This window comes from Arthrobacter ramosus, from assembly GCF_039535095.1.
GTDB classification, from domain to species: domain Bacteria; phylum Actinomycetota; class Actinomycetes; order Actinomycetales; family Micrococcaceae; genus Arthrobacter; species Arthrobacter ramosus.
This window is the reverse complement of record NZ_BAAAWN010000001.1, coordinates 913,348-928,515: the sequence shown is the minus strand read 5'-3', so window position 1 is coordinate 928,515 and position 15,168 is coordinate 913,348. Positions and strand designations below refer to the sequence as shown.

Here is a 15,168-nt window from a genome sequence, read left to right as displayed (position 1 = left end):
GTCAAGGTGTGAGGAGGAACAGTCATGGATATCGTGCACGAGCGGGCTGCCGGTTTGGATATTTCCAAACGCGACGCGAAGGTCTGTCTCCGGCTGCCCGGGCAGCGGGCCGGAACCTACACCTCCACGGTCACAACGTGGGGCGCAACCACAGGCCAGGTCCTTGCCCTGCGGGACTTCCTGGAACGCGAGCACGTCACCACGGTCGTCATGGAAGCCACGAGCGATAACTGGAAACCCTTCTCCTATCTCCTCGAAGAGACGCTGCCGGTAATGCTGGTCAACGCCAAGGCCGCAAGGAACATCCCGGGCCGCAAAACCGATGTCTCTGACGCGGCCTGGCTCGCTCAGCTGGGCGCGCACGGGCTGCTTCGCGCCTCGTTCGTCCCGCCCGAACCGATCCGTGAACTGCGGGACCTGACCAGGGCCCGGGCCATTGCCGCCCGTGACCGGACCCGCGAGATCCAGCGCCTGGAGAAGTTCCTAGAAGGCTCCGGGATCAAGCGCTCCTCCGTGGTCTCGGACCTCACCTGTGTTTCGTCCCGGGCGATGCTCGAAGCCCTCGTCAGCGGTGAACGCGACCCAGAGGTCCTCGCCGGCCTCGCCAAAGGCACCCTCCGCTCCAGAATCCCCGAGCTCGTGGAGGCCCTCACCGGCCGATTCAAAAGCCACCACGCGTTCATGGCCCGGTTGCATCTGGACCAGATCGATGCCCAGTCCCGCATCATCGACGCGCTCACCGGACGGATCGAGGAAGCGATGGAGCCCTTTCGTGCCGCCAGGGAATTCCTGGCCACCATCCCCGCAGTCTCACTCAAAGTCGCCGACGTGATCATCGCCGAAACCGGCGCGGACATGTCCCGCTTCGAAACACCCGGCCGGCTCGCTTCCTGGACCGGCGTCTGTCCCGGCGCCAACGAATCCGCCGGACGGATCAAGTCAGCCACATCCTGCCCGGCAACAAATACCTCAAAGGCGCCCTGGGCATCGCGGCCCTGTCCGCTTCCCGGAGCAAGGACACCTACCTGGCCACAAAATACTGGCGCGTCGCCGCCCGCCGCGGACCCATGAAAGCCACCGTGGCCGTCGAACACTCCATCCTCACCGCCGTCTGGCACATGCTCGCCAACGGCGAATGCTACGCCGACCCCGGCGCCGACCACTTCACCCGCCTGGACCCGATCAAAGCCAAGAACAACGCCATCAAGAAACTCAAGAGCCTCGGATTCAACGTCACCATCACCGCCGCCAACGCAGCCTGACCACCCTTACTTTCGTATTAGACGGGGTGGAGCGGACACGTACAATCCGAAGGAATCTCAATGATGTTGTCAACGGATTCCTCGGGTGTCCGGCTATGGGATGGGGTCCCTCGCGGTCGGTGTTGTTGCTTGGGATTTGTGCGTTTTGGTGTTGCTCATGGGCTTGGTCCTTTCGGTGGGCGGGGGCGGCTGAGGTGACCGGCCAGCTCCCCTTCTCCCCCGGTTGTTTTTTGCTGCTGGCGGAGCATCGCGTAGCTGTGCCCGACGGAGCCGGTGCAACCCGCAGGGCAAGCAGCGGACGGATTGTGGGAGGAAATAGGCGCAGCGCCGACACAAGGCATCCGGTGCGCCGCCGTCCGCAGGACGGTTGAGCCGGTGGAGCGGGCACGTACGATCCGCAGGACAGCAGCAAAAAACACAAAAAGCGCTTTTACAGCCCGAGCGCAGCGAGGCCCTTTTTGAGCAGCTTTAAAGGGCTGAGGCCGGCCCTTTAGGGGCCGGCCTCAGTTTTTCCCTCAGCAAAAGGAAACCTGGTGGTGCAGCGTCGTTGCTGCGGCGTTATTGGTCCAGCGGTGATTTTTCCCAGGAGAGGTCCACGACGGAGGAACCCTGGTGCAGGGTGAGCATGGACAGTTCGAGGACGTCCTGAGCGTGGGTAGCGCCGGCTGGTGCGGCGTCGTCGTCCGTGAGGATGAAGTCGTGGCTCATGGTGCCGCTCCCTGGCATGCGTGGTGGCTGTTGCCTTTCCACTGTAGCCCGGCGGGGGTGCTTGGACCTTGTTCTGGGTGCTGCGCCCGCGTCAGCGTTGATCGGCGGCCGGAGGAGCGCCAGCGGGGGAGGCCGCCGCCGCGCCGGGGGCCGGACCTTGAACGGTTCCGGCCCCCGGTTTCTTTTAGCGGTGCTTCTTGTAGGAGGTGTGCTCGTCCTTGGCGACGGGGGCGATGGTTCCCCGGCTGACGAGCTGATCCATCAGTTCAGCGAGCCGGTAGCCGGGCGTGTCCGCGAGGGCGGCGGCGAAATGATCTGCCGCGACCGAGGACTGGCCTTTGAGGTATGCCAGCCAGCCGATCAAGGCCTGGTACTCCTGACGGTGTCTTCAGGGGCAATCTAGGGGTCGATAACCCCGGTGCGAGTCAGCCGGTCGGGTGGATGTATTGGTAAACGGTTTGGCGGCTGATTCCGTATTCGCGGGCCAGGGCGGCTTTTGGTTCCCCGGCCGCGGCGCGGCGGGCCAGGTCGGCAGCTTTTTCGGTGGACAGGGCTTTCTTGCGTCCCCGGTAGGCTCCGCGTTTTTTGGCCAGGGTTATGCCTTCGCGTTGGCGTTCACCGATGAGGGCGCGCTCGAATTCCGCGAAGGCGCCCATGACGGAGAGCATGAGGTTCGCCAGTGGTGAGTCTTCCCCTGTGAAGACAAGGCTTTCCTCGAGGAACTCGATGCGTACGCCCCGGCCGGTCAATTTTTGCACGAGGGAGCGCAGGTCATCGAGGTTGCGTGCCAACCGGTCCATGCTGTGCACGATCACGGTGTCTCCGTCGCGGGCGAACTTCAGGAGTTCCTCAAGCTGGGGCCGCTTCACGTCTTTGCCCGATGCCTTGTCGGTGAATACCCTGCCCAATTGGATGTCCTCGAGCTGGCGCTGTGTACTCTGATCCAGGCTGCTGACCCGGATGTATCCCAAACGCTGACCGCTCACGTTACCTCCATTATTGGAACTGTCAGGATGAAATCTAAGACCCTGGGCAGCATGTGTCAATAAATGGAAATATGGACTTCATTCTGACATGTAGTTCGGGATCATGCCTGACGTCAGTCTGGGGTATACCCCAACCAGACGGTCAAAAACGCGCCCCACGCCCGTTGACCAAGGGCGCTGATCTCTCGAGACAATCCGGCCCGAATTCCGGGGCGGCGAATGGGGGCAGGCTGAGTCCCAGCGTGTCTTAGGACTGACCCACGTGCTCTACGGCGAAAGTCCGGCACACCCAAGAATCCCGCGTCATTTACTTCTACGGGCTCACCCGCACCAATGTAAGTAGACGTCGCCAAGCGGCACCACAATTGTCATCCCTCTGCCCTCAGAAGGAACTTCCGCATCATTTACACCTCTGGCATCCAAGGCAGTCGTGAGCGCTGACTCACGGCGTGTCATGTCGCGGTTGTATCCAGCGTTGATGAATCGACGTGAGTGGAAAAGTTTGCGTCGAATGCCTCGAAGGCTTTGAACCGTCTCGCACCTCGCAGCGGTTTTGTACAACGCGCTGCGCCAACAGGCAGCGTGACCGTCGACGGCGCCAACGGGCGCGGGGAGCGTCGGTCCCGCTGGCGACCAATAAGCGCCCCGGAACGGAGTGCGCTTCGGAGCTCGCCGCCAGTCAACCTACCCCGAGCCAAGAACACGAGGCACACACCAAGATCCACCTACAACGCATAGACGCACTCCAGACAGCGTTCCGGTCCCAGAGGTCAGAACTCGAACGCCTCGAGGCAGAAAGCTCCGACCAGCAGGAGCGCATCAGCTTTCTCCAAAGTGAGCTCACCCGTCTCAAACGCGCCCAACGAAACAATATCCAAGACCTGGCGCACGTCGCCGCCCGATTGGTTGCAGTCTCGCATGCACAACGCATCGCACTAGACCGCGCAACGCTGGCCATCCTTCGCCGTCGTGGTTGGATCGCATCCCGTCGCTCATCGACGCTCCCCCGGCCATGACCATGTCCATCGCCAGGCTCTCCGCGCAGTCGGGCCTGAAGTACTTGTTCAAATCCACGATGATGGACGATGTTTCGTCGACTCCCCCGGACGCCACAAGCTACTACATGAAGGCCGGGACCCCGCAAGGGCGCTGGCTCGGGAGTGGGCTGCTAGGCATCAACCGCACCAGCGGCGACGTTGTCACTGAAACCGATACGAAAGCCATCTTCGATGAAACTGTCCATCCGGACACCGGCGCTCCCCTGGGCCGCGCGCACGGCCAGCCCACACTCGTCCAAAACAGCCAGGGACAAGCCGGCAAGCGCCGCGCTGTCGCCGGATTCGATCTGACGTTCAGCGTGCCTAAATCTGTGTCCGTGCTCTGGGCGCTGAGCCCCAGGTCGGTCCAGGATCAGATCCTGCAGACCCACCATGACGCCGTCAACGCCACCCTGGAGTGGCTGGAGGAACTTGTCATCCACACCCGTGCCGGACGCAACGGCGTCGCCCGCATCGGCACCCACGGAGCCATCGCCGCCGCCTTTGATCATTGGGAGTCGCGCGCCGGGGACCCGCAGCTGCACACGCACCTGGTCATCGCCAACCGCGTCCAGCGGATCACAGACGGCGCATGGGTCACCCTGGACTCCCGGACGCTCTACAAGGCCGCCGTCGCTGCCAGCGAACACTACAACGGACTGCTCTTCGATGCCCTCCACCGCCACCTCGGGACCGACACCGACATCCGCGAGCCCGCAGCCACCACGCATAACCCGAGTGCGCAGCTGACCGGGGTCCACGACAGCCTGATCCGCGAATTCTCCCACCGGTCACGCCTCATCGAGCTGGAGACCGACCGGCTCGTGGCCGAATGGACCACAGACCACGGGACTTCCCCAACGGCGACCACCACCATCAAGCTCCGCCAACAGGCCACCCTATCCACCCGAACAGCCAAACCCGACACTATCGCGCCACTTCACGAGCTCTCCGCCCGGTGGCGCGGAAGGGCAGCCACCAAAGGCTTCAACCCCCGGCTCGTGCTCGCCAACACAGTGAGGCGGTCACGGACCGCTCCGTTCCGCTCGTCCGACTTCACCGCCGACTGGATCTACGGAGTCGCAACACTCACGCGGGACCGGGTCGCGACCAGACGCGCCACCTGGAACCGCTGGAACCTGCTCGCCGAGGCCGAACGGGTCTGCGCCGCCATCCGCTGCGCCACTCCGGAGGATCGCAACGCGCTGACCGACGCCGTGGCCACCGCCGCAGAAGCCCAATCGGTCCCCCTGACCGACTGCCGGTACGGCGTCCCCGCGGAGGCGCAGCCGGATCTGCGCCTCGGCAAAAGAAGCGTCTTCGACTTCCACGGCTCCCGTCTCTACACCGACGCGATGACCCTTGCCTGTGAGGAGGCCATCATGACGGCAAGGAAGGATGGCGCCGGCCCGGCCGTCGGCGCGACCGTCGCTATGGAGGTACTCGCCGGCTACCAACATCACGGGAAATTCGGGCTGCATAAGGATCAGCGCGCCGCTGCCGCGGAGGTTCTGCTGAGCGGAAACCGGCTCGATGCCGTCGTCGGACCGGCCGGCACTGGCAAGACCACCACTCTCGGCGCAATCAAAACGGCGTGGGAAGCAGAATTCGGGCCTGGCAGCGTCGTCGGACTCGCCCCGGCGGCGGCGAGCGCTGACGTTCTGGGACGTGAACTTGCAATGGTCACGGAGAACGTCAGCAAGTGGCTGTACGAGTCAGTGGGGGAAGGCGCCAATCATAGGGCTGTGCGCTTCTTTACCGTCGAGGGGCATCTGGGCAATTCGTTGGCGGCGAATACCCGCATGGCGCAGGAAGCTACCCGCCTGGCCGCGGAGCAGGATCGGTGGCGGTTCCATCCGAACCAGTTGGTAGTCGTCGACGAGGCCTCGATGGTGTCCACCGTTCAGCTGTCGGCCCTGGTGCACCAGGCCAGGGATGCCGGGGCCAAGGTCCTGTTGGTGGGTGATCCTGGGCAGCTGGATGCCATTGACGCTGGCGGTGTTCTCGGCTGGTTGGACCGGCAGGGCAGAACCAGCCGGTTGAGCACCATCTGGCGGTTCGAGCATGCCTGGGAACGTGACGCATCGCTGAAGCTCCGGGCCGGGGACGTCGCCGCCATCACCGACTATGCCCAGCACCAGAGAATCAGGCACGGGTCCTATCTGGACATGATTGACCAGGCCTATCTGAACTGGCAATCCGACATGCATTCCGGAAAGTCGTCCATCCTGATCGCCGCGGACAACGACACCGTCGGGATGCTCAACGAACGCGCCCAAGCCGACCGCGTGAACCAAGGCCTTGTCGACGCCGAACAGACAGCCCTTCTGGGCGACGGGCTGCGCGCCGGTCGCGGCGACACGGTCATCGCGCGCCGCAACGACCGCACGGTTGCGGACAGCAATGGTGACTTCATCCGTAACGGCATCATGCTCGACGTCGTACGCACTGGCAGGCGCGACGGTTCCCTTGTTGCGGTCCGCAAAGACACGGGGGCCACCGTCACCCTGCACCGCGACTATGTTGAATCTGCGGTGGAGCTGGGATACGCGACAACGGCCCATCGCTCCCAGGGCATCACGGTGGACGCAGGCCACACTGTCGTCACACAGGGCAGACTTACCCGCGAGCTTCTGTACGTGAGCATGACCCGCGGACGAGCAGGCAACTACGCGTACATCAGCGAAAACGACCCTCTGGACGACGAACCTCTCGATCCATCCTTGCAGGCGTCGTGGCGGGAGATCCTAGGTGAAGTGCTCGCGGCTGAAGGGGCCGAACGAACCGCCCACGAGATCCGCGACGCCGAACAATCAACCGCCGACAATCTGGAACGGCTCAGTGCCGAATACGACTACCTCGCCCAGATTGCTGCCTCCGAGGACCTGACCAAGTTCCTCGAGGTTCACAGTCCCGGGAAGATTGACGAGTTGCGACAATCCCGGTCGTGGGGAGCGGCCGTGGCAGCCTGGCGCCGGTCCACGGGCATCAGCCGTCCAAGTGCTCAGCGGGTTCTCGCCAAGGCGTTGGAGACAAGCACGTCAGCCAAAGATGCCGCGGCCGTGGTCCATGCACGGCTACGAGGCTTCTTCAACGGAATGCCCGCCTCCGGGCCTGATCCTCTGGCCGAGCCGATCCACACCGAGCGTCATGATCTCGCAAGCATGATCAGCCAGGCACAGAAGCGAATACAAGACAGGGCCGACCAAGTCACCTTCGAAGCACTGATGCATGACCCCGAATGGAAGCAAAACCTCCTAGGGTCCCTGCCGCCAAGTGTGAGTTTGGATGACACACTCCCCGTGATTGGCAGAGTCTCCACCTACCGGGACAGATGGGGCATCGACAACTCACCGCATCCGCTGGGACCTGTTCCGGCGGAATATGAGTGGGAACGGAAATCGCAGTACGAAAACCTTCAGCGCATCATTGAACGGACCGCGTCCCGCTCCATCGCGCATCAACAATCTGGCCGGTGGGCAGAAGACTCGGTTGCGCAGGACATCAGCCTTATCAATGTCGGTTGGCACCTCTAAACTGGTCGGGAAGGCAACTCATGATTTCGAATCCAGCTATCAAGCCGAAAGTCGCAACGCCCGCCCTGATTCTCGCCAGCGCGGTGGTTGCGCTATGCGCGGTGTTCGTTTTGCAGAACCTGGCGGTAAGTTGGCCTCCAGATGCCGTCCAAGTGTTTGGCTGGGCTGCCGTGCTGCCCTCCACCTTCATCCTCTGCATCATCTGGTTGCTTCGGACCCATCGCCGTCGCGACTGGCTCGCAAATGCCAAGCTAAGGTGGAGCCACCTCGAGGAGGAGAAGCGAGCTCACCGGACGACGGCGGAAATCACAGTCCTCAGCATCGATGCTCTCGAACCCACCGGATCGTGGATCACCATTAACTGGAACCGTTTCGGACACGTTCAGCACGTATGGCTGGAAGCACTGGAAGAACCTATCTGGGTCGGATCCGTCCTGCTGATATCACCGGATCCGACCCAGATCAGGCCTGGTGCGCCTTGGCCCGCCACATACTATGTACAGGCTTCGAATTTCCTCGCCTGGGCCCCCGTAACGAAACTCGGTCAAAACCGAGGATCGTACGCCGCGGCAATTCGATGAGCTTCAAGTAGTCAAAATCCCTCTTGCGCCGAGCTGAATTGATTGAACGTGCTTCTCGTCGCCTCGGCTAGCCGCGCGGCTGAGACCCGCAGGGCCGCCGGGAATTCGGCCTCCGAGCGCTGTGGTTTGCGGAGTAGGACAGCGATCCGTCCTTGCACAGTGCCGGGGTGGCGGGGGTGGGTTCGGGCGTTGCCGGTGGGTTCGGGCGTTGCCGGTGGCTTCTGGTTGGTGGGGCTGTCTCGTTCGAGCAGTCACCCTGGACGCGTGCCATGGCGTCATGTTCGGTTTGGGTGACCCACAGGTTGTAAGTGGCCTTGAGGGAGATCTGCCGGGCGACGTAATCGCAGCGGAAGCTCTTGTTCGGCGGCAGCCTGTGAGCTGGCTGGGTCGCCGTCGCCCTTCTATCGGCTGTTGGTGGGACCGTCGACGGACTGGAGGTTAAGCCGGTCGTTGGCGAAGGCTGTGCGCTGTTCCACGCTCAATTGCTGGGCGCCGGTCTGTCAGGCATCGCCAAGGGCGATTATGTGTCTACCCCAATACTGTTGGGTTTGGTGTCGACATAAGTATCGGTTTCGACGCGTCTTCCGGGCCAAATGTCTTCCGTCATTGCTGCGCGGCTGTTTTTCGACGAAGTTATTGGAAGACAGTCATGGGCCCCGGTGTGAGATGCTCCGGCGTCGGTTGGCCGTCCCAGAGCGGCGCTGATTCGAAGCCCGTTAGTTGGTAGTTTAAACCTCCGCTGGAGAGGAAGCCTCCGGGTAGTACCCCACCCGTCTTGACACATCTTTTGAGCCCAGTCCTCGTCCAGACTTCACTCTGTCGCTACGATGAAACCATGCAGCCACACAATGGATAGTGCTCTCAATGATGGGTACATCACTGGTTATTCCCCGTTTATATTCGTCATGAAACGGAAAGCCCTGATTGTGCTGTTTTCCATGGGATTGTTTTGCATGCTCCTTGCCTGACTACTGAAGGGTGCAGCCGCCCGAGCTCGCGACCCTTCCTGTCCCAGAGCGCGACATGGGATTCAACCCCAATGACCTCCCGGCCGTGGACTGCACCACGAAATGCAGGTCATCGGCGCGCACCTACTCCCCCTGCCAGTCGGCAACCAGTCTGTCGATATGTTTAGGAAGCGATTTCAGCTTCTCAGCATCCCTCCAGATGCTGATGAAGTCCGGGTCATCGCTCTTAGGCGGATCTGTAACGTCACGAATCCGCACTGCGACGGGCACACCCGTGCTCACACCGGTGACCAGCGCATGCTGCTGAGCCAGACTGGGAAGCTGGTCCAACAACGCGCGTGAGCTCAGCGCCGTCGCATGTCGCAATAGGTTCTGGTCGGCCTCATGGGTCAGGCGGTGCGCCACGACGGTACCGCACTGAGCCACAACAGTCTCACTAAGCTCACTGGGTCGCTGGCTTGCAATTAGCAATGAGAGCCCGAATTTCCGTCCCTCTTTGGCAATCCGTTCGAATACGGCCGTAGATCTGCTCCCAGAGCCACTGGTCTCCGTACGAGACGGGATGAAGCGATGGGCTTCCTCCAGCACCAGAAGGACCGGATGCTCCGCACGGGGATCACTCCTCACCGCCAAATCGAAAAGAATCCGCCCGAGCAAAGCGGTGACATTCTCCAGCACGTCGCTAGCCACCAAGCTGAGGTCCAGAATTGTCACTGAAGGGCCGGTCCCCTGGTCTGCTGCTTGATCCCGATACAGGGGCGCGGCAGGCCAATCGGACCCGACATCGCCCGAGGTTGGATCAGCACCCATAAGTGCCTTCAAATAGCTTCCGAGCGGATCCGTGTGCTTCTCCACACGAGTAATAAAGTCATACCTGCCGTCAGCAAGAAGACGGCTCAGGCGCATTTGAAGTGTCGCCACGTAGCCAGCGATCTTGTTATCACTAGCCTGCTCAAGCTGGATCCGGTTTGGGAGAAAAAAGTCGCAAAGCTGCTGAAGCGAGTAGTAAACAGGTGCATCGAAATCTGGGGCCGCTTGCGCGCTACCCATACCAAGGACCCCGAATGCATCTGAGATCTCCGCCCGCATCGAAGCGAAGGCCTGGCTGAGGACATCTTTCTGAATGGCAGACAACAGGGACCATTTGACATTGCGCACAGCAGAATTGGTGATCGCGTGCTCGAGGAGCACCTGCAGGTTCTGCCACTGAACCTTGCAGAGACCTCCCTGTCTGACTTGGTCAGCGATGAGTTCACGCATGGAGCGAAGCTGCAGGTACGTGGGCTCCTCGGAGTTCTTCGCGTCTCCAAAAACCTGGCCGATAATGCTGATACCCGACTGGATAATCTGAAGACGGGTAACGTCCTGTTGCGTCGACCCTTCAGCCGCTCGTGCGTCGGCTATCGACCGTTGAAGAACTGGCGCCTGTACCCCTTCGCTGGCTCTCAGTAATGCCAAATGCTCCTCGTTGTTCATGAACCAGTGAGGGATGAAGAGTCCGTCGTCCTGGCCTGGTTTGGGGCCGAGAACAAGCGTCCGAGATGCCTTCCCCCGCCCGGTCCCGGGAGCGAACGACTGGGCGTATTCGCCGTTCACGTCAAAGATGACAATGTGACCGTTAGGAATTGAATGATCAAGAAGGCCATCAATGAGAGCAGTGACCGTGCAGGATTTACCAGAACCCGTTGAACCAACGACCGCGCAATGATGACCGAGCAGAAGGTTAGCGTCAAGGAAGACATCTTGCTCAGACGCTATTGCGGAGCTTCCCAAACGCAGGGACGGCACATCTTTAGGCAGGAAAATGCTCTTAACTTCACTCCGTGTTGCTGATCTGACCGGCGCATGCAGCGGTGGATAACCCGTAAGTCCCGACTTGAACGACTCACCCTCAAACCTGCCCACGACAGCGGCTTCGAGTTCATAGCCGCTCTGATCGTCTTGGCTGCGCAGCGTTCTGCGTTCACCATGGTCTGTAGTTGGACCGATGCGCACCCCCGTTACGATCGCCACTACTCGGTGCGCGCCGGCCGGAACCGTGATGTACGAATTGACGACTCCCACAGTATGTAGGCCGTCAGGACCGACCTTCGTAAAACCTTTTGCCCCGACATCCAGTGCGACGCGCAGAGTCGTACTTTGGACAGAGGTGACACGCCCGATCACGCCAACTTCACTCATTCCTTGGCACCACCGGGAGACGCAGGCGCAGCGACGACCTTCGCGGCCTGTTCAAGGGACTCGATAAGGCTGATAATTGCGGCAGGTGAGCTCAAACTGCTGCCGAGAGCAGGGTCCGGCAACAGTTCGGCAAGGTTGACGAACTTGCCACTTTCTCCCGTCAACACTGCAATGCGAGAGTCTGCACCGCTAGCCAGCGAGCCGAGAGCCGTTGACCTCGGCGTGTATCCAGCATCCTTCAGGTTTCGCCCAACAATGTCGGCTTGAGCCTGAGCAGAAGACATCTCCGAGTCTCCCAGGACAGCGAATGGGTCTGCCACCAGAACATTAAGTGCCGGATTTGTGGCAAGGCTGCGGAGCAGAATCCGATTGATGTGTGGGTCGGCAAAACCATAACCTATGGAGATCACCGCCGTGTCGTCTTGCTGGACCGCGTCACCCAGCAAGCGAAGGAGATCCGAATATGGATAGGAGAGAGTATCGCCTTCCTTCGCCGTAGTCGGATAGATCAATACCCGTTGACCGGGCCCCGCGGAATCATCGGCGACCTGCAAAACTTCCAGAGACTCGATGCCAGTGGCGACGTCCTTCTCTAACGAAGCGCGCCAGTTCAGACTTCCGTGAATCTTATGCAAGTACAGCGCGTTGTCTGCGCGTGCAACGACGTTTTGGGACGAGGTCTCGACTCTGTGGAAGTCAAGGCCGTAGTAGGCCAGGTTCAGCTTTCGATTCACGGTTCCGCTGAAACCATCGATGTAAGGATAGCCGAGTTGATCCAAGGAGCGCTCGATAACGAGATCGTAGTTAGTAGTGAAGACCTTCGGCCGAGGCAGGTTACCTCGCCGGCTGCGTACCAAACGTGAAAGGAATGTCCTGTGCGCCCAGAGGGGGTCCTCATCGTATGGTGCGTTGAGCTGCGCTCCATCGGCTGGCAACCGACATGCGAATGCCAGGGCAGCATTGATCTTGTCCCGTAACTGTTCCACGTCCGAGACTAAGAAAGCTCGCGCTCCGTCTCCCGACCCTAGGGTCACCTCTTCAATGGCGCTCTGAGAAGCCAGCGTCGCCGCCAGTTGCAGACCATTCAGGAGCTTCTCAAGATCGCCGTTATCTGTGGGGTTGAGGAGAGCCAACAGTGAGTGGTCGGTTTCATCAAGGGCCATCCCAGCGCATTTCACCAGGTCCTCCACGGCACTGTTCTTGAGCTCTCGGGTCTTCGGAGAGCCAAGATGAAACGAAGCGCCCGAGCCGAACAGAATGACGAGGTTGTGGACCTGGAGGAGCGATGCCAAATGATCCTGCACAATCTGCCGGTCAGCATTGGTGAGTCGTGACTTCACGACGCCCCCCACCAAGAACAAGCCTCCGTCATCCAAGTCAACATCTCCCACAAGGTCTCCTCAATATCCAGATATTAGCTATTGCTAAGGATCAATCATTCGCGCGAGCTCGCCGCGCTTCACGGTCACGGGGCACAGCCGCGTTAGGGCTGTGCATTTCCGAGGATTAGCGGACAGTGCTCGTGCGTCCTACGACTCTCGAAGTTTCGCAACCCATCCAACGGCCCTGATGATCTCGTCAGCCTCGCGGGCAGTAATCGCCGAAACTAAATCAAGAACACATAGCCTCGTCTGCGAGATTCACACAGAACGCCTGAGGTCATCTACTGAAGCATCCTGGGGCGGGCCCGTAGGTGCTACGTGTGCTGCTGATTCAGATGATTTGCAAGCTCACTGATACATCGCTATTTCGATCCACCTGAGTCGCAATTTTCAATTTCGTTGCCGCAATTGTGTTGAGAGCGCCCCTCAGGGAAACAAGCGTGTCCCGCAGGCAAGGATCAATACCTGGAGTTCCGGCATTCCACGTCATTTTCGAGTGATGCGCGTGAAGCGCCTGAACGGCCTGAACAGACTTCTCTGCTCTCTTTGCAAGTTCGACATTGTTCCCCCTTTAGCTCGCCAACAAGCGCATGTGTGCCAATACGAATCCTACAGTTGGAACGCGGCGACCTCGTGAGGGGACGCGACAGCTATTCGGAAGAAAGCGCTTAAAGCTTCCGGTCCCTAGCGCATCCCGGTCCGTGACCAACGGTCATAGACATGAGCGAATATCCCATTGACCGCGTGGCCGTGTTCGGAAACTGGCATGGGGTGGCCGATAGCGCTCAGCCGCCGTAGCGTTTCAACTTCGATTTCGACCTCGTCCAAAAACAGCGCCCGGGTGCTGAACATCGCCTCTTCGAGCAAGGAAAGATCGCTATTCCCACGCGGCCTTTCGGGCGAAGGTGGCGGCGCGCCGAAGCAAAGTTGTCCAAGACGGTCTCCTAAGCCAGTGAATCCTTGGAACGGGGTCCGTCGCGTCGTAGATCCCCACACCAAACATCCAGTCCGGTTTCGCAAAGTGGGATCAAACTGCCATCCAGCCGTGGCTTCACCTGGAACGCACAATATTGGCTCAACGTCGCAGGTCGTCCATACGCGCTACTGTCGGTGGCTGCGTAGAACGACCAGCTTTCTGGACGTCGTAAGGGGATGGGTAAGTCGTACAAGCGGGTGCAGCGGATCCCCATCTACCGGGGGACACCATCAGAGAAATCGATTGCTTGTTGGAGTGCTCTTCGAGGAACGAATTCCAGACCAAGACCACATCCTCGACCATCAGCTCTGCATCAGTGGCCCGGCAGGTGATGTGCTGCTTCGCCGACGAATCGTTGACGGCTAGGAACTCGATGTCGTATCCAGCGAACTCAGCAAGGACATGCCTGTTCAGGCCCGGGAGCAGAGCCATGATGCGTTTGAAGTCAGCATTCCTTCCTCTTTCGTCCCATAGATTTATGTAGACCTTGGGCAACGAGCGCCTGAGTGAGAGAAGTGAACGGCGCCGAACGCCATCGCGAAACTTCTTGAGTTCCTTCTCGACCAGAAATTTGAGGACGGCGAAAGTCAGCTTTGCCGCAACCCCGCCGGCTGCGGCTCCACGGCCAAGATTGCCGCACCGAACGGCTGGCAAGTGGGCCTTGTTGTTGAGGAAGTCCAGGCACGTATCTGCCAACTTCTTCGCCTCTGGAGTCATGTCAGTTCCGTCAACGCTGACGGAAACGTTGACAAATCCAAGTGTCGACGGAATGTCTTCCCATTTGGACTCGGATGCGCTCGTAGCAGCCATCTATATTCCCTTCCAAGATATGTGTTCCACGGACCATGCTCGCATGCCACAGGCCGAGCAAGTGAACAGAATCTTGCGGCTGACTGGCGAACGGCAATCCCTATCGGAAGGCTCCTCTGGATCAGATGTTGGAATGCGCTTACTAGCACCACCCCCCGTTCGTAGGGGCACACGAATGTCACGCAGGATCACGTAGCCGGCGTCCTGTAACCGAGCCGGGTCGCCGAAAGTACTGCGCGCGTCGATCTCATAGAAGTCCCAGCCTGCTGCCGCTACGGTTTTCCTTGCAGTTGCGATGACCTCTTCACTCGCAGCGGCATTAGCGCACGCCGCCACGGTCATGGTCGCAAGACCACTCCACCCATGTGCAACAGTCTCTGCCAGCTCCTGAGCCCACTCATCGGCTCTCACGAGTCCTCGGCCTCTACTTCGGCGAAGTGGCCCCCAGCGATCTTGTACTCGACCTTCCGGTAAGCCTCGTCGATGTAAGTCTGCAGATCATCGATTCCGGTGCGCCACTGCCCACGGGAACCGACCTGGAAGCCTCTAAGTTCACCGTTTCGGAGAAGGGATCGTATCGCTGCCTCGCTGACGTTCAGTTCTTGCACAGCCTGCTCAACGGTGAGATAGCGGGGCGACTTCGGGAGTTTGTCGTTCATTGCTTCATCGCAGGTGCACCAACACCGACTACGGCGGCCAGAGCGCACCACGGCCGTGGGTGGCGCAGTCAGGACGCCCGTC

Annotated in this window: 8 protein-coding genes and 1 pseudogene; 2 read left to right on the top strand and 7 right to left on the bottom strand. The window is 60.4% G+C overall.

Features of this window, described 5'->3' with window-relative positions; translation table 11 throughout:
• The first annotated feature begins 24 nt into the window (after positions 1–24).
• Positions 25–1,262 (top strand): annotated as a pseudogene (locus tag ABD742_RS04405) (IS110 family RNA-guided transposase).
• A 558-nt stretch (positions 1,263–1,820) separates the two neighbouring features.
• Here the strand turns inward: ABD742_RS04405 and ABD742_RS04400 are convergent.
• The 3 genes from ABD742_RS04400 to ABD742_RS04390 form a co-directional block, all read right to left on the bottom strand.
• Entirely contained in the window at positions 1,821–1,970 is a 150-nt protein-coding gene (locus ABD742_RS04400) for a hypothetical protein (protein WP_234754788.1), read from the bottom strand.
• A 184-nt stretch (positions 1,971–2,154) separates the two neighbouring features.
• Positions 2,155–2,334, bottom strand: a complete 180-nt coding sequence (locus tag ABD742_RS04395; RefSeq protein ID WP_234754790.1) for a DUF4192 family protein — start codon at positions 2,332–2,334, stop codon at positions 2,155–2,157.
• Positions 2,335–2,395: 61 nt separating this feature from the next.
• Positions 2,396–2,956 (bottom strand): recombinase family protein, encoded by a 561-nt coding sequence (locus ABD742_RS04390; protein ID WP_234754792.1) that lies wholly within the window; start codon positions 2,954–2,956, stop codon positions 2,396–2,398.
• Between the two features lie 973 nt (positions 2,957–3,929).
• Between ABD742_RS04390 and mobF the strand changes: the two genes are divergently transcribed.
• Positions 3,930–7,529, top strand: a complete 3,600-nt coding sequence (gene mobF, locus ABD742_RS04385) for a MobF family relaxase (RefSeq protein WP_234754795.1) — start codon at positions 3,930–3,932, stop codon at positions 7,527–7,529.
• Positions 7,530–9,201: 1,672 nt separating this feature from the next.
• On the opposite strand, the gene ABD742_RS04380 is transcribed toward mobF, so the two are convergent.
• The 4 genes from ABD742_RS04380 to ABD742_RS04365 form a co-directional block, all read right to left on the bottom strand.
• Positions 9,202–11,259, bottom strand: coding sequence for an ATP-binding protein (locus ABD742_RS04380; protein WP_234754800.1), 2,058 nt, complete (start codon positions 11,257–11,259; stop codon positions 9,202–9,204).
• Positions 11,256–12,650, bottom strand: a complete 1,395-nt coding sequence (locus ABD742_RS04375; RefSeq protein WP_234754802.1) for an SIR2 family protein — start codon at positions 12,648–12,650, stop codon at positions 11,256–11,258. The genes ABD742_RS04380 and ABD742_RS04375 overlap by 4 nt, the downstream gene beginning before the upstream one ends.
• A gap of 1,066 nt (positions 12,651–13,716) precedes the next feature.
• The gene (locus ABD742_RS04370) at positions 13,717–14,427 is read right to left on the bottom strand and encodes a hypothetical protein (RefSeq protein WP_234754804.1); all 711 of its coding nucleotides are present in this window, start codon (positions 14,425–14,427) and stop codon (positions 13,717–13,719) included.
• A 407-nt stretch (positions 14,428–14,834) separates the two neighbouring features.
• Positions 14,835–15,086 carry a helix-turn-helix domain-containing protein gene (locus ABD742_RS04365; RefSeq protein WP_234754806.1) on the bottom strand — a complete coding sequence of 84 codons (252 nt, stop codon included), beginning with the start codon at positions 15,084–15,086 and terminating at the stop codon, positions 14,835–14,837.
• Positions 15,087–15,168: the final 82 nt, after the last annotated feature.

Coding starts and splice junctions, on each gene's coding strand:
- ABD742_RS04400 (WP_234754788.1), bottom strand. CDS start 1,970: ATGAGCCACGACTTCATCCTCACGGACGACGACGCCGCACCAGCCGGC.
- ABD742_RS04380 (WP_234754800.1), bottom strand. CDS start 11,259: ATGAGTGAAGTTGGCGTGATCGGGCGTGTCACCTCTGTCCAAAGTACG.
- ABD742_RS04370 (WP_234754804.1), bottom strand. CDS start 14,427: ATGGCTGCTACGAGCGCATCCGAGTCCAAATGGGAAGACATTCCGTCG.
- ABD742_RS04365 (WP_234754806.1), bottom strand. CDS start 15,086: ATGAACGACAAACTCCCGAAGTCGCCCCGCTATCTCACCGTTGAGCAG.